This is a genomic window from Mycobacterium sp. IDUB_5, from assembly GCF_055419565.1.
The window spans coordinates 324,599-343,582 of record NZ_JBVAXX010000004.1; the positions used below are offsets into that span (position 1 = coordinate 324,599).

General features: G+C 67.0%; 18 protein-coding genes. 13 read left to right on the forward strand and 5 right to left on the reverse strand.

All coding sequences use genetic code 11. The features are described 5' to 3' along the window. The first annotated feature begins 33 nt into the window (after positions 1-33). From ACZY1G_RS14650 to ACZY1G_RS14670, 5 genes are read left to right on the forward strand one after another with little or no spacing between them, the layout of a single operon-like run. A complete protein-coding gene (locus tag ACZY1G_RS14650; protein WP_463814753.1) occupies positions 34-810 on the forward strand; it encodes a GntR family transcriptional regulator in 777 nt (258 codons plus the stop codon). A 12-nt stretch (positions 811-822) separates the two neighbouring features. Beyond that, positions 823-1,707 (forward strand): tRNA glutamyl-Q(34) synthetase GluQRS, encoded by an 885-nt coding sequence (gene gluQRS, locus ACZY1G_RS14655; protein ID WP_463822788.1) that lies wholly within the window; start codon positions 823-825, stop codon positions 1,705-1,707. Between the two features lie 45 nt (positions 1,708-1,752). After that, entirely contained in the window at positions 1,753-3,219 is a 1,467-nt protein-coding gene (locus ACZY1G_RS14660; RefSeq protein WP_463812580.1) for an ABC transporter permease subunit, read from the forward strand. Beyond that, entirely contained in the window at positions 3,216-3,971 is a 756-nt protein-coding gene (locus ACZY1G_RS14665) for an amino acid ABC transporter ATP-binding protein (RefSeq protein ID WP_463812581.1), read from the forward strand. Before ACZY1G_RS14660 ends, ACZY1G_RS14665 begins: the two co-directional genes overlap by 4 nt. Before the next feature lie 22 nt (positions 3,972-3,993). Next, positions 3,994-5,355 carry a flavin monoamine oxidase family protein gene (locus tag ACZY1G_RS14670; RefSeq protein WP_463822789.1) on the forward strand — a complete coding sequence of 454 codons (1,362 nt, stop codon included), beginning with the start codon at positions 3,994-3,996 and terminating at the stop codon, positions 5,353-5,355. 6 nt (positions 5,356-5,361) lie between these two features. On the opposite strand, the gene ACZY1G_RS14675 is transcribed toward ACZY1G_RS14670, so the two are convergent. Both ACZY1G_RS14675 and tgt read right to left on the reverse strand, forming a co-directional pair. Continuing rightward, entirely contained in the window at positions 5,362-6,624 is a 1,263-nt protein-coding gene (locus ACZY1G_RS14675; protein WP_463822790.1) for a cytochrome P450, read from the reverse strand. Positions 6,625-6,627: 3 nt separating this feature from the next. Further along, on the reverse strand, positions 6,628-7,875 hold the full coding sequence (tgt, locus tag ACZY1G_RS14680; RefSeq protein WP_463822791.1) for a tRNA guanosine(34) transglycosylase Tgt: 1,248 nt from the start codon (positions 7,873-7,875) through the stop codon (positions 6,628-6,630). Positions 7,876-8,046: 171 nt separating this feature from the next. Between tgt and ACZY1G_RS14685 the strand changes: the two genes are divergently transcribed. The 3 genes from ACZY1G_RS14685 (at position 8,047) to ACZY1G_RS14695 (ending at position 9,260) form a co-directional block, all read left to right on the forward strand. Continuing rightward, on the forward strand, positions 8,047-8,508 hold the full coding sequence (locus ACZY1G_RS14685) for a lipoprotein LpqH (protein ID WP_463812585.1): 462 nt from the start codon (positions 8,047-8,049) through the stop codon (positions 8,506-8,508). A 79-nt stretch (positions 8,509-8,587) separates the two neighbouring features. Next, on the forward strand, positions 8,588-8,959 hold the full coding sequence (locus tag ACZY1G_RS14690) for a hypothetical protein (protein WP_463812586.1): 372 nt from the start codon (positions 8,588-8,590) through the stop codon (positions 8,957-8,959). Beyond that, a complete protein-coding gene (locus ACZY1G_RS14695) occupies positions 8,952-9,260 on the forward strand; it encodes a hypothetical protein (protein WP_463812587.1) in 309 nt (102 codons plus the stop codon). Before ACZY1G_RS14690 ends, ACZY1G_RS14695 begins: the two co-directional genes overlap by 8 nt. Before the next feature lie 26 nt (positions 9,261-9,286). Here ACZY1G_RS14695 and ACZY1G_RS14700 read toward each other — a convergent pair whose 3' ends face one another. Continuing rightward, positions 9,287-10,045: a DeoR/GlpR family DNA-binding transcription regulator gene (locus ACZY1G_RS14700; RefSeq protein ID WP_463812588.1), complete on the reverse strand. Its 759-nt coding sequence runs from the start codon at positions 10,043-10,045 to the stop codon at positions 9,287-9,289. A 10-nt stretch (positions 10,046-10,055) separates the two neighbouring features. Then, positions 10,056-12,047 (reverse strand): PTS mannitol transporter subunit IICBA, encoded by a 1,992-nt coding sequence (locus ACZY1G_RS14705; RefSeq protein WP_463812589.1) that lies wholly within the window; start codon positions 12,045-12,047, stop codon positions 10,056-10,058. A gap of 191 nt (positions 12,048-12,238) precedes the next feature. Here ACZY1G_RS14705 and ACZY1G_RS14710 point away from each other — a divergent pair, with 191 nt between their 5' ends. The 3 genes from ACZY1G_RS14710 (at position 12,239) to ACZY1G_RS14720 (ending at position 14,853) form a co-directional block, all read left to right on the forward strand. After that, positions 12,239-13,324 (forward strand): zinc-dependent dehydrogenase, encoded by a 1,086-nt coding sequence (locus ACZY1G_RS14710; protein ID WP_463822792.1) that lies wholly within the window; start codon positions 12,239-12,241, stop codon positions 13,322-13,324. Between the two features lie 114 nt (positions 13,325-13,438). Continuing rightward, positions 13,439-13,612, forward strand: coding sequence for a CsbD family protein (locus tag ACZY1G_RS14715; protein WP_463812591.1), 174 nt, complete (start codon positions 13,439-13,441; stop codon positions 13,610-13,612). 527 nt (positions 13,613-14,139) lie between these two features. Beyond that, positions 14,140-14,853: a hypothetical protein gene (locus ACZY1G_RS14720; protein WP_463822793.1), complete on the forward strand. Its 714-nt coding sequence runs from the start codon at positions 14,140-14,142 to the stop codon at positions 14,851-14,853. A 4-nt stretch (positions 14,854-14,857) separates the two neighbouring features. Here the strand turns inward: ACZY1G_RS14720 and ACZY1G_RS14725 are convergent, their stop codons facing one another. Beyond that, positions 14,858-16,153, reverse strand: coding sequence for an Ig-like domain-containing protein (locus ACZY1G_RS14725; protein ID WP_463822794.1), 1,296 nt, complete (start codon positions 16,151-16,153; stop codon positions 14,858-14,860). Positions 16,154-16,905: 752 nt separating this feature from the next. Here ACZY1G_RS14725 and ACZY1G_RS14730 point away from each other — a divergent pair. Together ACZY1G_RS14730 and biuH are read left to right on the forward strand one after the other, a co-directional pair. After that, positions 16,906-18,249, forward strand: a complete 1,344-nt coding sequence (locus tag ACZY1G_RS14730) for a cytosine permease (RefSeq protein WP_463822795.1) — start codon at positions 16,906-16,908, stop codon at positions 18,247-18,249. Continuing rightward, positions 18,246-18,977, forward strand: a complete 732-nt coding sequence (gene biuH, locus ACZY1G_RS14735; protein ID WP_463812595.1) for a biuret amidohydrolase — start codon at positions 18,246-18,248, stop codon at positions 18,975-18,977. The genes ACZY1G_RS14730 and biuH overlap by 4 nt, the downstream gene beginning before the upstream one ends. Positions 18,978-18,984: the final 7 nt, after the last annotated feature.

Genomic DNA, 18,984 nt, shown 5'->3' on the forward strand with positions numbered 1-18,984 from the left:
GTCAGACCAAATTCAGGCGGGAGGGGCACGGTGGTGGCCACGCATACCGAGGATCTGCGGCGCCGCATCGTGGCCGACATCAACGCGGGCGTACCCGGCACCAAGCTCGGCAGCGAGCGTGAGCTCGCCGAGCGGTACCGCACCAGCCGGTCCAGCCTGCGCCAGGTCCTCGCCGCCCTCGAGGAGGCCGGCCTCATCGACCGGGTTATCGGGCGGGCCGGAGGGATCTTCATCAGCCACGCCCAGGTGCAGCGCAGCCTCGGCGACGTCGTCGGCGTCCCCGCGTTCCTGGCCAGCCAGGGCTACGTCGCAGGCACCAGGGTCCTGTCCACGAAGATCTGCACGCCCGATTCCGCCGCCCAGAAAGCGCTGGGCCTCGCCGCCGATGACTTCGTCATCGAGATCCAACGCGTGCGTCTGGCCGACGGGTCGCCGATCTCCCTGGAATTGGCGCAGTTTCCCGCCGACGCGTTTCCCGGCCTGCTCGAACAGCAACTCGGCGGCTCGCTCTACGAGATCCTGGAAAGCCGCTACGGTCTGGTCGCCGCCCGCGCCGACGAGCGCATCGAGGCGGTCAACGCGACCGCCGAAGAGGCCACGCTGCTGGGCATCAAAGCGAACTCCGCGCTGCTGCTCATCACCCGGATCACCTACGACCAGCACGACACCCCGTGCGAGTTCTCCCGCGACCTGTTCCGCGGGGATCGCACGCGCCTCGCGGTCACCGCGCAAGGGCGCGGCGTCGGCGTCGCACCCGCGGTGGCGGCGGCATCGGTCGCACTGCAGAGCCAGGACCGGCGCGCCGTCTGACACAGTGAACCGGTGACCCGTTCGACCGGCGCCGGCAGGTTCGCCCCGAGCCCGTCGGCCGACCTGCACCTGGGCAACCTGCGCACGGCCGTGCTGGCCTGGCTCTTCGCCCGCTCTACCGGCCGCCGGTTCCTGATGCGGGTCGAGGACCTCGACGAGCGCACCCACACCGACATCGCCGAGCGTCAGCTCGCCGACCTGGCCGCCCTCGGCATCGACTGGGACGGTCCGGCCACCAGGCAGACCAACCACCCGCAACGCTACGACGCGGTCGTCGAGGATCTGGACCGCCGCGGCCTGCTCTACGAGTGTTATTGCAGCCGTAGGGATATCGCACAGGCGCCGCGCGCTCCACACGCCCCTGAAGGGGCGTACCCGGGCACGTGCCGCGACCTGACCGACGCCGAGCGGGCGCGGCGACGAACCGACACCGGACGGCCCCCGGCGCTGCGGCTGCGCACCGACACGACCACGGCGACGGTGCACGACGTGCTGCACGGCGACTACACGGGCCTGGTCGACGACTTCGTCGTCCGCCGCGGCGACGGGGTGCCCGCCTACAACCTCGCGGTGGTGGTCGACGATGCCGAAGCCGGGATCGACCAGGTGGTCCGCGGAGACGACCTGCTCTCCTCCTCGCCCCGACAGGCCTACCTCGCACGGCTGCTCGGCCACGAAGAACCGGTCTACGCCCACGTCCCCCTCGTCCTGAACGCCGACGGCGCCCGGTTGGCCAAGCGCGACGGCGCGGTCACCCTCGCCGAGATCGGGGTCGCGCAGACGCTGTCCCTGATCGGCGATTCTCTCGGTTTCACGTCGACGACCGTGGCCGGCATGCTCGACGAGTTCGATCCGGCGCGTCTGCCTCGCTCACCGTGGGTTTATCTGCCCGGGTGAGCAGAACCCTTTCGGTCGACGGGCGGTGTTGCTAGCGTGCGCCCGATGCACCGACTGCGCCGTGCGTTACCGGCGGTCCTCCTCCTCGTGGCGCTGCTGCTCGCCGCGTGCGGCGGACCGGCCACCGACAGCGATACCCCGATCAAGTCCTCGGGCGTGCTGCGGGTCGGCACCGAGGGCGTCTACGCGCCGTTCTCCTACCACGACGCCAGCGGGGCACTGGTGGGCTACGACGTCGACGTGGCGCGGGCGGTCGCCGACAAGATCGGCGTGACGGTCGAGTTCGTCGAGACGCCGTGGGATTCGATGTTCGCCGCGTTGGAGGCCAACCGGTTCGACGTGGTCGCCAACGAGGTCACGATCACCCCCGAGCGGGACGCCAAATACGATCTCTCTCAGCCGTATTCGGTGGGTGAAGGAGTGATCGTCACCCGTGCCGACAACACCTCGATCAAGACTCTGGCCGACATCAAGGGCAAGGTCGCGGCCACGAGCGCCACCAGCAACTGGGCGGATCTGGCCCGCAAGGCGGGCGCACGCATCGAGACGGTCGAGGGCTTCACCCAGGCGATGGCACTGCTCAGCCAGGGCCGGGTGGACGTCGTCATCAACGACAGCATCTCCGTGTACGCCTATCTCGCTGAGACCAAGGACACGGCGGTCAAGATCGCCGGTCCCGCAGGCGAGAAGAGCGAGCAGGGGTTCGCGGCGCGCAAAGACAGCGGCATGCTGCCCGAACTCAACGGCGCACTCGACCAGCTGCGCGCCGACGGCACGCTGGCCCAGATCTCGCAGAAGTATCTGAACGCCAACGCCTCGGGCGCACCTGACGCCGCGACGCCCGCACCGCGTTCGACATGGACGTTGATCGCCGACAATCTGTGGCCGCTGGCCAAAGCGGCGTTGACCATGACGATCCCGCTGACCGTGATCAGTTTCGCGCTGGGATTGGTGATCGCGCTTGCCGTGGCCCTGGCGCGCCTGTCGTCGAATGTCGTGGCCAGCAACGTGGCCCGGTTCTACATCTCGGTGATCCGCGGAACCCCGCTCCTGGTGCAGTTGTTCATCGTGTTCTTCGCCCTCCCGCAGTTCGGCATCAAGATCGATCCGTTCCCCGCCGCGGTGATCGCGTTCTCGCTCAACGTCGGTGGTTACGCGGCCGAGATCATCCGGTCGGCGATCCAGAGCATTCCGAAGGGCCAGTGGGAGGCGGCACAGACCATCGGGCTGGACTACACCGGCACCCTGCGCCGGATCGTCCTGCCCCAGGCCGCGCGCGTCGCGGTACCGCCGCTGTCGAACACCTTGATCTCGCTCGTGAAGGACACGTCGCTGGCGTCGACCATCCTGGTCACCGAACTCCTGCGGCAGGCCCAGATCATCGCCGCGCCGACGTTCGAGTTCTTCGCGCTGTACGGCACCGCCGCCGTCTACTACTGGGTGATCTGTCTGGTGCTGTCCTTCGGCCAGGCCAGAATCGAGCATCGACTGGAGAGGTACGTGGCGAGATGAGCGAAGACCGGATCGTCGCCACGGGCGTGCGGAAGTCCTTCGGCCCGCTGGACGTGCTCAAGGACGTGTCGTTCACCGTGCCCCGCGGCTCGGCGACGACGATCATCGGCCCCTCCGGGTCGGGCAAGACCACGCTGCTGCGCGCACTCAACGCACTCGACGCGCCCGACGCAGGCGTGATCCGGGTCGGCGACGTCGAGGTCGATTTCAGTGCGCCCGTCGCGAAGAGCCTGCTCCGGGAGTACCGGTCGCAGAGCGGCTTCGTGTTCCAGTCGCACAACCTGTTTCCGCACAAGACGGTGCTGGACAACGTCACCGAGGGGCCGATCGTCGCGCAGAAGCGTCCGCGTGATGAGGCCCGGGCCGAGGCGGTGACGCTCCTCGAGCAGGTGGGGCTGGCCGACAAACGCGACCAGTATCCGTTTCAGCTCTCCGGCGGGCAGCAGCAGCGGGTCGGGATCGCCCGGGCGCTGGCGCTCAAGCCCAAGGTGGTGCTGTTCGACGAACCCACCTCCGCGTTGGACCCCGAACTGGTCGGTGAGGTGCTGGCGGTCATCCGCGATCTGGCCGTCGAGGGCTGGACTCTGGTGATCGTGACTCACGAGATCCAGTTCGCCCGTGCCGTTTCCGATCAGGTTCTGTTCACCGATTCCGGGGTCATCCTCGAGCAGGGTCCGCCGGCCTCGGTGATCGGCGATCCGCAGCACGAGCGCACCCGGCAGTTCCTGCAGCGAATTCTCAACCCGCTCTAGGCCGTCGTGAGAAGCTGTCGGCATGGCAGCACTCGAGGCGGACGTCGCCATCGTCGGCGCGGGTATCTCCGGGTTGATCGCGGCCCGCACCGTTCTCGCCGCGGGCCTGACTCCGGTGATCCTGGAGGCCGACGAACGCGTGGGTGGCCGCGTCCTCACCGAGGAGGTGGCGCCCGGCTTGCCGGTGGAACTGGGCGCCCAGTGGATCGGCGACACCCACCACCGGATGTTCGCGCTGGCCGCCGAACTCGGGGTGCAGACCTACGAGCAGTACGACGAGGGCGAGACGTCCTACGAGCTGGCAGGCTCAGGTGTGTTGCGCGAGAGCGAGTTCCATCGCAGGTTCGGCGGTGAGCTCGCCGAGCTGGAAAAGGTGCTGCGCCTGCTCGACGAGCTGGCCGCCGATGTTCCCCCGGAGGCGCCGTGGACGGCGCCGCATGCCGCGGAGTGGGACGCGATCACCGCGGGCGCCTGGTACGACGGTCAGGGACTCTCCCCGGTGGCACGCACGCTGCTCGAGATCTGCACGGTGGGAATCCTCGCGGTGCCGACGGTCGAGGTGTCGTTCCTGCACCTGCTGTTCACGATCCAGACGTGCGGTGTCACCGCCGAGCTGTTCGCCGAATCCGAGGGTGGGGCGCAGACGACCCGATTCGTCGGCGGTACGGCCGAGATCCCGAATCGATTGGCCGCGTTGGTCGAAAGCCACCTGGTGCTCGAGGCGCCGGTGCAGCTGGTCGAGCACACCACCGACAGTGTCACTGTGCACTGCCGCGGCGGCCGGACCGCCCGAGCACGCCGGGTGATCGTGGCGATCTCGCCGATGCTGGCCGGCCGCATCTCCTACGACCCGCCGCTGTCGGGCTATCGCGACCAGCTCACCCAGCGCATGCCGAATTCGGCTGCCATGAAAGCGTTTTTCGTCTACGACGAGCCGTTCTGGCGTGCCGACGGCCAGAACGGCCAGCTGATCTCCGACGTCGGACCCGCGCGGATGTCGAACGACACCTGCATCCCCGGCGACGACCGCGGGGTGATCCTGCTGTTCCTCGAGGGCGAGCAGGCACGCACGCACCTGCACTGGTCCGAGGAGGACCGGCGGGCAGCGCTCACCGCGGAACTGGTCCGTCACTACGGGGACCGGGCAGCGCATCCCGAGTTCTACATCGACGGCGAATGGGGCAGCCGACAGTGGACGCGCGGCTGCTACAACGCCAACTGCGGTCCACTCGTGTGGACCACCTACGGTCCCGCGCTCGCCGAGCCGATCGGCGTCATCCACTGGGCCTCCACCGACACCGCGACGCACTGGAGCGCCTACATGGAGGGGGCGGTCGAAGCCGGCGAGCGCGCCGCCGGTGAGGTCATTGCGGCGCTGAGTTAGCTTGCGTCACAATATGATCGACAGCTCCTCCATGCCGCGCAGCGTGACGTTCGGTTTGTAGACCGGCTGGGCGGCCAGCCGTGCATCGGGGAAGCGGTTGGTCAGCGCGGTCAGCGCCACGGTGGCCTCGAGGCGCGCGAGCGGAGCCCCGATGCAGAAATGCGGGCCCTTGCCGAATCCGAGGTGACGGATCAGCGGGCGGTCCGGATCGAAATCGTCCGGCCGCTCCGTCGCCGCCGGATCACGGTGCGCGGCGGCCAACAAGAGCAGCATGTTGTCGCCCTTGGGAACTCGAACATTCCCCCTGTCGCTTCGCTCCTGCCCGCCGGTTGCATCCCCGATGACCATTTCCTCCCCCGCGACCCGACCGATCAGCTGCACCGGCGGGTCGTACCGCAGCGTCTCCTCGATCACCGTGGCGGCTCGGCCCGGATCCCGGGCCAGCGCCGCCCACTGGCCGGGGTGGCACAGCAGCGCCAGCGTCGCGTTGGCGATCAGGTTCACCGTCGTCTCGTGCCCGGCGACCAGCAGCAGATGGCACGTCGCGACGATCTCGTCCTCGGTGAGCACGTCACCGGACTCTTCGACCGCGACCAGAGCCGACATCAGGTCCTCACCCGGTTCGCGCCGCCGGTCGGCGATCAGGCCGCGCAGGTACTCCCGGAGCCAGCGAGCCGCCCTCAGACGTTCCTCGATGTTGTCACCGGCGGCCCCGGTGATCGGCAGGAACGGATCGAGAGACTGAGCCGCCAGCGCGGAGGCGGCGCGGAACTGGGGCTCGTCCTCGACCGGCACCCCGAGCAGACGGCAGATCACCGCGACCGGCAACGGGCGGGCCAGCCCGGCGACCGCGTCGAACGGGCTCGTCACCTCGTCGAGCAGATCGTCCACCATGCGTGTGATGGCGGGTTCCAGCTCGCGCACCACCTTCGGGACGAAGGCCTTGCTCACCAATCGGCGCAGCCGGGTGTGGTCGGGCGGATCGAGGAACAGGAAGCCGGGCGGTCCCAGGGGGCGCGCCGGTGCGCCGTCGGCTATCGCACGCTGCGCCACCGTGGACTTCAGCCGATCGCTGCACGCCGCGGGGTGACGCAGCACCTCGTCACAATCGGCGTACGACGAGAACACCGCGAGATTGTGGTCGGGTAGCAGCAGGGGGCCGTGAGCGCGCAGGCCCGCGTAGAGCGGATACGGATCGGCACGGTGGGCCGGGTCGAGGAGCTCGCGCAGCAGGACGTCAGGCGTCTCTTCCGTCCTCCCTGCAGTCATGCCCTATTGTGCGCGCGCCGCGTAGTACCGACCCAGAACGTGCTTGCGCAGCTCGTCGAACCGACCCTCGATGATGGCCGCGCGGATGTCGTCGACCAACCGGACCACGAAGCGCTCGTTGTGGATCGTCGCGAGCGTGGAGGCGAGGATCTCCTTGGCCTTGAACAGGTGGTGGAGGTAGGCCCGCGTGTAGTGCGCGCAGGTGTAGCAGTCGCACTCGGCGTCCAGCGGCGTGAAGTCACGCCGGTAGCGCGACCCGGTGATGTTGTAGCGGCCGTCCGCCGAGTAGATCGCGGCGTTGCGTGCCACCCGCGAGGGCGAGACACAGTCGAACGTGTCCGCGCCGGCCTCCACCGCGGCGAACAGGTCGTCGGGCTCACTGATGCCGAGCAGATGTCGCGGCTTGTCATCGGGCAGCTCGCTGGTGACCCAGCCGACGATGGTGGCGAGATTCTGCTTCTCCAGCGCGCCGCCGATCCCGTACCCGGCGAAACCGACGCCGTCGTCGTCGACGATCTCGGTCAGCCCGCGCGCGGCCTGCCGGCGCAGGTCCTCGTACTGGGCGCCTTGGACCACACCGAACAGAGCCTGCGGCGGTTTGTGGGCGCGCACCTCCGTCAACCGGCGATGCTCGGCCAGGCACCGCTGCGCCCACCGGTGCGTGCGCTGCACCGACTGCTCCTGGTAGCCGCGGGTGTTCACCAGCGTGGTCAGCTCGTCGAACGCGAAGATGATGTCGGCGCCGAGCTGATGCTGGATACCGATCGACACCTCCGGGGTGAAGCGGTGCGTCGAGCCGTTGAGATGCGAGCGGAACGTCACGCCGTCGTCGTCGACGTGGGCGAGCCGCTGTTTACCCTCGGCGATGACGTCGTCGGTCTGCACCCGCGTGGTGTCCATCGCCAGCACTTTCTTGAACCCCACACCCAGCGACATCACCTGGAAGCCGCCGCTGTCGGTGAACGTGGGACCCGGCCAGTTCATGAAGGCGCCCAAGCCGCCGGCCTCGTCCACGATGTCCGCGCCGGGCTGCAGGTAGAGGTGGTACGCATTGGCCAGGATCGCCTGCGCACCAAGACTTTTCATGGCCTCTGGGAGCACGGCCTTGACGGTGGCCTGGGTGCCGACGGCGATGAACGCCGGAGTGCGGATCTCGCCGTGCGGAGTACGGATCACGCCGGCCCGGCCCGGACGCCCCGGCAACTCCGCGTCGACGCTGAAGAACGGATCGGAGAGGGTGGGGGGCGGCACGAGCGTCGATTCTTCCACTGCCGGAAATCGGGGCCACGAGGGCCGAGTCTGGGTATCGGCTGGCTCCCGGCTGTGTCACATTTTCGTCATATTGCTCACCCGGCCCGGCCCGCCACCCATACTGACCGCGGCGATCCACCGGCGGATCGCACGATATGAAGGAGAACCGTGATGAAGCGTGAATTCCTGGTCGCCGTCGGCGGCGCAGCGATCCTCATCGCCGGCCTGTCAGGCTGTTCCTCCGAGAAGAAGTCCGAGACATCAGGAGAGACCTCGTCCGCCGCGGCGGCCGAAGGGAAGTCCACCGTCACCATCGACGGCAAGGACCAGGAGATCCAGGGCAACGTGCTCTGCACCGACGCGGGCGGCAACACCAACATCGCGATCGGTAACCCGACCGGCGGTGTCGGTGCGGTGGTCACCACGGGTGACAGTCCGTCGGTGGTCTCGGTCGCACTGGGCAACGTGAACGGCGTGACGCTGGGCTACGCCAGTGCTGCGGGCCAGGGTGAGGCCAAGGTCGAGAAGGACGACAAGACCTACAAGATCTCGGGCAACGCCACCGGCATTGACATGGCCAACCCGATGCAACCGGTCACCAAGCCGTTCGAGATCGAGGTCAGCTGCCCCTGACGCCCCGACAAGACTGAATTGGGGCCAATGCCGGCAAAGCCCGCTCGGGAGGACGAGCCGACCACTTAGGCTGCAGGGCATGAAAGGTCTGCTCGCTCTTGCCGGTGGTCTGCTCGTCGCTCCGATCCTGGGCGTCGGGGTAGGAACCGCCACGGCGTCGCCCGGCGCCTGCGACGACGCCTCATGCGTCCCGTACGTGGATCGCGGCGTGCATGCCGGGGGCGAATGCAACCAGGCCACCCGCTACAACTTCGGCCTGGATGCCAGCGGCAACACGCTGGCGTGCGGGTCCAAGCGCATGTGGGTGTCGTTCCCGCCGCTGGAAGGCGTGCGCCTGCTGCGCTCACCGTGCGGGGCTGCGACCGGCGTGGCGCAGTCGCCCGACGGCGTGCCGCTCAAGTGTTCCGGGGGCGCGTGGACCGCCGATTACTCCGTGATGTTCTATGGCTGACGACATGGATACCAACGGCGATTACGACGATTCAGGGCCCGACAACACCCTCGGGCCGAGTGAGTCCCTGGACTCCGACGAGGTGCGCAACGACGACGGCGACATCGTCGTCGATCCGCCGGATGAGTGGATCGACGCCGAGGAGGACGAGAGCCTCGACGAGCGGCTCGCCGCCGAAGAGCCCGACGTGCTGCCGCCGCCCGATCCCGAGGTGCAGACCGATCGCCGCACGCTCGGCCAGATCGACGGCACCCCGGAAGACGGTGACTCGTTCTACACCGTCGTGGACAACGACGAATGATGAAGCGCGTCGACGACGGCGAGTGACTAGGCGCGGACCACGACGGGGCCGAGGGCCTCGTACCTTCGGGCGAGCGACGTGTCGAGTTCGGCTCCACTGACGATCGATTCGAAGTCGGACACCTTCGCGAAGCGACAGAAGCTGCTCTCGCCGAATTTCGAGTGCGCGGCCACCAGGATGGGTCGCCGCGCCACCTGTACCGCGGTGCTCTTGACCGCGGCCACCGCCGGATCGGGCGTCGTCAGCCCGTGCTCGAGGGAAATTCCGTTGGTGCCGAGGAAGGCCACGTCGATCACCAGCCCGGAGAGCATGTCGACGGCCCAGTGATCGACGGTGGCCAGGGTCCTCCCCCGCATGCGGCCGCCGAGGAGCAGCACGGTGACGGTGCGGCTGTGTGCCAGTGCCTCGGCCGCCAGCAGTGACGACGTGACGACAGTCAGCTCCTCCTCGGCCAACCGTTCGGCGATCAGCCGGGGCGTGAATCCCTCGTCCAGATAGACGGTTTCGGCGCCGTGCAGCAGCTCGGTGGCCGCGATCGCGATGCGATGCTTCTGCGCGAGATCGACCTGGCTGCGGTACTCGACACCCGACTCGAAGGACGCCGTCTCCAGTGGCACCGCGCCGCCGTGCACCCGCTTGAGCAGCCGGCGGCCGGCGAGCACCTTCAGATCACGGCGGATGGTCTCGCTCGCGACGTCGAGTTCTGTCGCGAGCGATGCCACCTCGACTCGCCCACGGGTGCGGGCGAACTCGACGATCCTGCTCTGGCGGGTGTCGGAATCCACCGACGTCACGCTAGTCGGCTGCGGTGAGGATCGTCTTGATCTCCTGGGCCGTCGTGGCCTGCCGCAGCCGGGCGACGTCGTCGGCCTTGAGGAACACCTGTGCGATCTTCGTCAGCAGCGCCATGTGATCCTTTCCGGCCCCGGCGATCCCGACCACGAACTCGGCCGGCTTGCCGTTCCAGTCGATCGGCTCGGGGTAGCGCACGAACGACAAGCCGGTGCGCCGGATCGCGTCTTTCGCCTCGTTGGTGCCGTGCGGGATCGCCAGACCGTTGCCCATGTAGGTCGAGATCGAACTCTCCCGGTCGTGCATGGCGGTGACGTAGGCCTGCTCGACTGCGCCTGCGGCGACCAGCAATCGGCCTGCTTCGTCGATGGCGTCGGCAGCGCTGCGCGCGGTGCCAGCGAGCACGATGGAGTCCACGGACAGCACGTCGCCGTCGGTGGCCGGCGCGGGCTCGTCGGGTACCGGTGTCGCGTCGGTGCCCGCTGCGCCGTTGGTCTCGGCGAGCGTGCCGACGATCTCGTCGTAGCGGGGGCTGCCCATGAAGTCGTCGACAGAGACGTGCAGCGCCGACGGCGTGCGCTGGCGGGCGCGGTCGGTCAGGTCGCGGTGGGACACGACGAGGTCGTAGGTGTCAGTCAGGTTGGAGATCGCCGAGTTCGACACCTTCACGTCACCGAAACCAGCACTCTGGATCTTTCTGCGCAACACCGACGCACCCATGGCCGACGAGCCCATACCGGCATCGCAGGCGAACACGATGGAGTGGATGGGCCCCATCCCCGAACCAGGACCAGTCGCGACCCCGCCCACGAGAGCCGAAGCGACACTGGACTTCTTGCCCTTCATGGACTCCATGCTGGCGGTCGCAGCCGCCAGGTCGGGCTCGTCGATGTCCTTGTCGGTCTTCAGCAGGAACGCGGCGACCGCGAACGACACCGCGGTGGCGCCCAGTACGGCCAGCGTCACCCCGAGGAAGCTGTTGCCCGGCGTCTGGGCGTAGATCGCGATGATCGATCCCGGCGCGGCGGGAGCGCGCAGCCCGGAGCCGAACAGCACGTTGATGAACACGCCTGTCATACCGCCGAGGATGGTGGCGGCAAGCAGCTTGGGCTTCATCAGGACATAGGGGAAGTAGATCTCGTGGATGCCGCCGAAGAACTGGATGATCGCGGCGCCCGGCGCGGAGGCCCGCGCCGCTCCGCGGCCGAAGAACATGAACGCCAGCAGCACACCGAGCCCGGGGCCGGGGTTTGTCTCCAACAGGAACAGGATCGACTTGCCGGTTTCCAGGGCCTGCGTGGTGCCCAGCGGGGTGAGCACGCCGTGGTTGATGGCGTTGTTGAGGAACAGCACCTTCGCCGGCTCGATCAGCAAGGAGGTCAGGGGCAGCAGGTCGTTGGAGACGAGGAAGTCCACGGCGTTGCCGGCGCCGCGGGTGAACGCCGAGACGATCGGGCCGACACCGAAGAAGCCCACGATCGCCAGCAGCATGCCGAGGATGCCTGCGGAGAAGTTGTCGACCAGCATCTCGAAGCCAGGACGGACCTTGCCCTCCCACAGGGCGTCCAACTTCTTCATGCACCAGCCACCGAGGGGACCCATCAGCATGGCGCCCATGAACATCGGCACGTCGGCACCTGTCACCACGCCGATCGTCGCGATCGCGCCGACGACCGCGCCGCGGTTGCCGTGCACCATCCGGCCGCCGGTGTAGCCGATCAGGATCGGCAGCAGGTAGGTGATCATCGGGCCGACGATGCCGCCGCCGTCGTAGGAGCCCCATCCGCCGATGTGGGCGACCCATCCGTCCGGGTTCTTCAGAGCGGAGAAGATGCCCTGAAGCCAGCCCTGCTCGATGAACAGCGCGGTGATCAGACCCCACGCGATGAACGCCCCGATATTGGGCATGACCATGTTGGACAGTGCGGTGCCGAATTTCTGGACGCGCACCCGCGCCCCGGCACGGGGTGGTGTGTCCTGGGTTGCTGTTGACATGGAGCTCCTCCGATTCTCGCCGGTGACGCCGGTCACATCGTCAAGTAGACCGCACAAACGGGCATCTCCGCAAGGACTCGGGCATATTCGGTCAAGATTTACGGTGGTTTTATGCCCGTATGCCGGATAGAGTGCTGTAGAGCACACCGTCCGAGCACGAGCGTGTCGGCACAACCGAGAGGACACCCACGATGAAGGCACTGCGCTTCTACGCCCCCGAAGACGTCCGGCTCGAAGACGTTCCGGAACCGGACTGCGCGCCCGATGAGGTGAAGTTGCGTGTCCGCAACTGCTCGACGTGCGGAACCGACGTCAAGATCTTCTACAACGGCCACCAGAACCTGACGCCGCCGCGCACGATCGGACACGAGATCGCCGGCGAGATCGTCGAGGTGGGCGACCAGGTCAACGCGACCTTCGGCAGCAACTGGGCAGTGGGCGATCGCGTCCAGGTCATCGCGGCGGTGCCGTGCGGCGAATGCTACGAGTGCCGCAAGGGCTGGATGGCGGTGTGCCAGAACCAGACGTCGATGGGCTACCAGTACGACGGCGGCTTTGCCGAGTACATGATCGTGCCGCGCCAGGTGCTCAAAGTCGATGGGCTGAACCGTATTCCGGACAACGTCGGCTTCGACGAGGCGTCGGCAGCCGAGCCGTTCGCGTGCGCGATCAACGCCCAGGAGCTGCTCGGCATCGAAGAGGGTGACACCGTCGTGGTGTTCGGCGCGGGCCCCATCGGCTGCATGCACATCCGCATAGCGCGTGGCGTGCACAACTGCGGGCCCGTGTACCTGGTCGACGTGAACGCCGCGCGCCTGCAGATGTCCGCTGATGCCGTCGCCCCCGACGAGATCATCAACGGCGCCGAGGTCGACGTGGTCGAGCGCGTCATGGAACTCACCGGCGGCCGCGGCGCCGACGTGGTGATCACCGCGACGGCAGCCAATGTGGCTCAAGAACAAGCCATTTCGATGGCAGCGCGCAACGGGCGGATCTCGTTCTTCGGCGGTCTGCCGAAGACGAACCCGACGATCACCTGCGACTCCAACCTGGTGCACTACCGGCAGCTACACATCCACGGCGCCAACGGCTCCGCCCCCGAGCACAACAAGCGGGCGTTGGAGTACATCTCGACCGGGCAGGTGCCGGTCAAGGACCTCATCACCCGTCACATCCCGCTCGACGACGTCCTCGAGGCCTTCAAGATCGTCAAGAACGGCGAGGCGATCAAGGTGACGGTCGAGCCCGTCCCGGCCGAGGTGCCCGCCGGCGTGTGACCTGACCCGTCGGAGTCGACCCGTGACGGTGTGTTTCAAATGCGGACCGTTCAGGTACCCCACTCCCAACGGCCCGACCCTCGGGCTGGACACACGAGCGAAGGGACCGCGCAGATGGGCGCCGACGACAAGGCCAGCAACAAGATCGACGACCTCGGCGGGAAGGCCAAAGAAGGCCTGGGCAAGGTGACAGGCGACAAGAGCACCGAGAACGAGGGCAAGCTCGACCAGGCCAAGGCGAGCGTCAAAGACGCCGTGGAAAACGTGAAGGACGCTTTCAAGAAGTAAGCGCCCGACTCAGAAGGCCCGCTACCTCTGGTGGCGGGCCTTTTGCGTGCCACCGACAGCTACCTCCGCCGTCTTTGCCCTGGATGTCAAGATCAGCCGATAGACTCATGCTCGGTCGACGGCCCGCCCATTCTGCGTGCCGCCGAGGGGGGACGGAAGGTATGGCCATGGGCCGGCACAGTGCTGGATATTTCGCACAGCAGCAACTTCTTTCACAGAGTGAAGCAGAACCGTCAGGGTCCTGCATCGGACGTGTCGGGCTGCTCGCCTTCATGCTCGGGGTCGGCGCCGCCGTCGTCAGCGGCACGGCCGTCGCACACGCTGACGAATCCGCCGGCAACACTCGTGGCGTTTCTGCCACCGAGTCGAGGCCGTCGAAGACGGTTGAGTCGAAGACGACCTCGCGCGGCCCCAGCACGGCAGACGGGCCGGCGACCCGGCCTCGATCGCTGTTCCGAGCACGAGCCACGAGCGACGGCGAGGAGCAGTCGACGACTTCCCCGACTGCCACTCGGCCCAGGCTCCAGGTGCTCGAGGTCGTTCAGCGGGAACTCGAGGCCGCCGCAGATCGTCGCGCCGAGCGCGCCACCACCACTGCCACCGCTGAGAGCGCCACGACCGCGGCCGAGCCCGTGGCACCTGCGCCGAATGACCGGGCAACCACGCAGTACGGCGACATCGGCAAGTGGATGATCACGCCCACAGGCAAGATCTCCGACTACGGCGGCCAACTCGACGACGGCAGGACCTTGCTCGAGCCGGTCAACGTCGTCATCGTGGACTCCAAGTCCACCAACGCATTTCAAGCCAAGATCCGGCTGAACAAGGCCATGCGCGCATCGGGCTTTCCCCCGCAGTCCATCCACAGCGGCGGGTTCCGCGGCATGATCGACGGCAAGACCTATCGTCAGCAGCCGAGCGGCCTTCTACTGGGCTATTCGGACAATTTCTTCCTCGAGACCAACAACCATGGCCGGATCTTCGGCCCTGCGCCGGTGGCGACGCCCGGTGGCTACGTGTGGAGCGGGGCGTTCAGCCAGGAGGAGTGGGGTACCTACAACGGCCGCCCCGCCCATCTCTACGTCTCGTCGAACATCGCCCGCGAGGCGCTGGCCACCAAGCTCGTCGCGAGCGGACAAGCCACCTCGGCAGGTCACGTCGCGCTCGACAACGCCTACAACACCGACACGGTCACCACCGGTGACCACGACGGCGAGGCCGTCGTTCTGATTCTGACGTAGCCGATTACAGGCTCGTGGCGATGGCGGTCGTGAACACCGACGCCGCCGGCGACACCACCGTGTAGCCGAGATCGCGGAGGATGGCCTGCTCGACGGGGCTGATCGTTCGGAGGATGACGCCGGTGGACAGGGTGGGACCCATCAGCTTGCGGCTCGCGGTGTTGTACGGGAAGGTCGACGACCGCAGGTGCGACACCGAGTATGCCTGCAGCGGAACCGGTCCGCCGTACACGGCTACCGCGTTGGCGCCACCGAAGTACAAGCCGCCGTTGCCCCCGGTGACATTGGTGGCGTAGGCACTGTTGAATCGGCCTCGACTGCTGATCACCCGCACACCGTTCGCATCGGTGATGAACTTGTCGTACGTGAGCCACGATTTCCGGCTCGTCTGCAGGGTGTCCAGCATGCTCTGGTAGCCGAGACTGTGCAGCAGCTCATGCATGGCCGCCGACTGGAAGTCATTTTCGTTCAACGCCGGCGAATCGTCGTAGGAATACGTGTACGCGAAGTTCCACAGCAGTGTGCCGTCCGCAGCCGAACGATTCGCGTCGGTGTGGAAGCGCGACGTGACCTTCTTGATCATGGCGTTCGAGAAGGCAGGTCGGCTCGGCACACCGAAATTCGAGCCGCCTCTCGCAAGATACGTTGCCGACGAATTGATTTCACCGGATACGTCATAGGTGAGGGTGACCGGACTCGACGTGGCGATGTACTCCGACACGCGGCTGGCCGCGGCCTCCAGCGCCGCCTTGGCCTGCGGCGTCCAGTACTGCGAGCCGCTGCCGTAGGTGAACTTGAAGACGATGTCGTCCACGGCAGCGACTGTCAGCGTGACGATCGCGACATTGCTCGCGGCAGCGCCGTCGAAGGCGGAGTAGCTGAACGTGTCGGCGCCGTGGTAGTTCGTCGTCGGGGTGTAGACGAACGAGCCGTTCGAGCTCAACGTCACCACGCCGTGCAGCGGGGCGACGACCACGCTGGCGGTGAGCGCGTTGCCGTCGGCATCGGTGTCGTTGTCCAGCACATTGCCTTTGACGGTCTTGTCTTCGAGGCCGGCGTACACGTCACCGGTGGCGACCGGAGAACTGTTCGCTGCTGCCAGCGCGGTCGCGCTCACCGAATCCTCGTCGTGCATTTGGCGGCGCACCCAGGCCATGAGGCCCCACAGAAGTGGAGTGCCGGGCTGCGTCCCGTGGCCGAAGTCGGAGGCGAGGAAGTCACTGACCGTGCCGAGAACCGTGCGGACCACCGGAATCCGCGTGGGTGCAGCCGTCTCCGTCGATGTGACCGGTGCCTTCACCGCGGCAGGCTCGGGAACGCTGATACTCGTCGGCTTCGGTTCCGGCGGCGGCTCGGCCGGAGATTGCACAGCCGGCTCAACGGATGTCCGATCGGGTTCGACCCGGACCCGCGACGTCGGTGCCACACCTTCTGTCCGCTCGCTCAGTCGGGCGTGGCGCTTCGACACCAAAGGCTCGTCGTCGGTGCGCTTGGTCTTTCTGGTCTTGCGGGGTTGCGTAGCCGGTTCATCTGCCGGTTCGCCCCGCATTTCGGTCGGGCGCTCGACCGAAGGGGTGTCGTCGGATGCATCGGCGGTTCGCGCTTTCCTAGACGGCGCGCTGCGGTCCGGGCCGTTGTCGACCGTTGACGAGCTCTCCCCCGTGCCGTCAGCCAACGCGACTGCCGGGGAGCTGGCCACGGCCAACCCGATCCCGAGTGCGACAGCTAATGCCCCGACCCGACCGATAGATGCGGAATGAACCATGACGCCCCCCTAAACAAGCAGGTTCCCCGATGAGCCCGCTTATTTTCGGCAGAGTAACACCAATGGCGGCGCCGCTACAGCAAAACCCTCGCTTCGAATCGCAGGCTCGAGACGTCGGCGGAGCGGCGCGGGTGGGAGCCGTCGGTGGCGCGCAGGAGCACCCTCAGCGTGAGGAGATGGTCATCGGAACTTCACGCAGGTCAACAGACCGGTAACACGTATACCGCACTGTATACAGCAATGGATACAGCTTCGTATCCGGACCTACCGAGCGAAAGAGCTGTGCAGTGGCGAATTCCACGACAACCGACAGCCATGTCCAATCCGGCCTCGGCGAAGAATACGAACACGAACCCGTACCCGACTCCGCCCGCAAGTCCCTGTTTTCGGTCTCTGCGGTCTGGGTCGGGTTTCCGATGATCATGACCTCAGCGGTCTTCTCCGGGATCATCGTCTACAACCTGGGCTTCACCGTCGGGTTGGTCGCGATCCTGATCGGGGATCTCGTCCTCATGGGCTACGTCGGCACGCTGAGTTATCTGGCCGGCAAGTCCGGCAAGAACTTTGCACTGACCGCGGTTGACACCTTTGGTAGCAACGGGTTTCGCGTCGTGTCGAGCTTCCTGTCGACACTGGTGATCGGCTGGTTCGCCTTCCAGACCGGCATGGTCGGTTCGACGCTCAACGTGTCGATGGGATGGAGCGCGCCGTGGATCACTCTGTTGGCCGGCGTGCTGTTCGTCGCGTTGACATTCGTCGGTATCCGGGCGATCTCGTGGATCGGGGTCGTCGCGTCGGCGTTGTTCGTCCCGCTCGGGGTGGTGGCGGTCATCATCGCGGCTGCCGGAACCGGGCTCGGCACAGCGTTTTCCTATCACGGCGGCGCGGGCGCGGCGGCATTCAGCTTCGGTGTCGCCGTCACCATGACCATTGCGTGTTTTGCCGATTCCGGCACGATGACTGCCGATTTCACCCGATGGGCTCGCAACGGCAAGGAGGGTGCGCTCGCCGCATTCGCCGCTTTCCCCGTCGCCTACCTGATCGCCCAGCTCGTCGGTGCGCTCATCGTCGCGTTCGGTGCTTCTGCAGAGGCGGGCACGACGGGTGGCGACTTCCTCCACGTCCTCGTCGGCAAGGGCGGCGTTCTCATTCCGCTCGGCATCCTGTTCGTCTTCGTCAACCTCGGCAGCGTGTGTGCGCACTGCCTGTACAACGGGGCCGTGGGCTTCGGCCACATCACCGGGAAGACGATGCGCCAGTTGACAATTGTGCTCGGAGTCGTTGGCATTGCAGCGGCAGTCGCGGGTATCTGGTCCTACTTTGCGACGTGGCTGAACATCCTCGGCGTGCTGGTACCGCCCATCGGCATCGTCATCATCCTCGATCAGCTGGTCTTCGCTTCTCGACGCAGCGCGGCACGCCGCGGCGTGTATTGGAAACCGTTCGCCGCGTGGGCAATCGGCGCGGCCGTCGCGCTGTTGACCCACTTCTTCGCTCCGCAGCTCTCGGACGCCGTGGTCGCGATGGTCGCCGGAGGCCTGGCGTTCACCGCGTTCGCCTTCCTGCCCGGGCAACCGGCATCCCAGACCGCGCCTGTGCTCCAGCCGGCACTGACAGGAGAGAACGCATGAGGTCGGTGACCATCCCCGCCAACCCGTACACCTGGCCCTACGACGGCGCCATTCCCGGCCGAAACACTGCGCTGATCAACATCGACTGGCAGGTCGACTTCTGCGGAGAGGGAGGTTACGTCGATGCCATGGGTTACGACCTGTCGCTGACCCGCACTCCGCTCGGACCCGCGCAGGAGGTGTTGGCCGCGGCCCGCCGGGCCGGCCTCTTCGTCATCCACACACGAGAGGGGCACCGTCCCGACCTGTCGGACCTGCCCGCGAACAAAAGATGGCGATCGGCACAGATCGGCGCCGAAATCGGCTCGCTCGGGCCGTGCGGGCGCATTCTGACCGTCGGCGAGCCAGGGTGGGAGATCGTCCCGGAGATGGCCCCGCTTCCGGGCGAGCCGGTCATCGACAAGCCGGGGAAGGGCAGCTTCTACGCGACCGACTTGGAGTTGATCCTGAAGAGCAACGGCATCACGCACATCGTGTTCACCGGAATCACCACCGACGTGTGCGTGCACACCACGATGCGCGACGCCAACGATCGGGGATACGAATGCCTGGTCGTGTCGGACGCCACCGGGGCCACCGACTACGCCAATCACCTGGCGGCGCTCAACATGATCACGATGCAAGGCGGTGTGTTCGGTGCGCATGCGTCCAGTGAGGCGGTCATCACCGCGCTCGGCCAGTTGGGGTCGGCGTCGGCGTCTCCGCCGGAACGGGCGGTAGCGGGATAATCGCAAC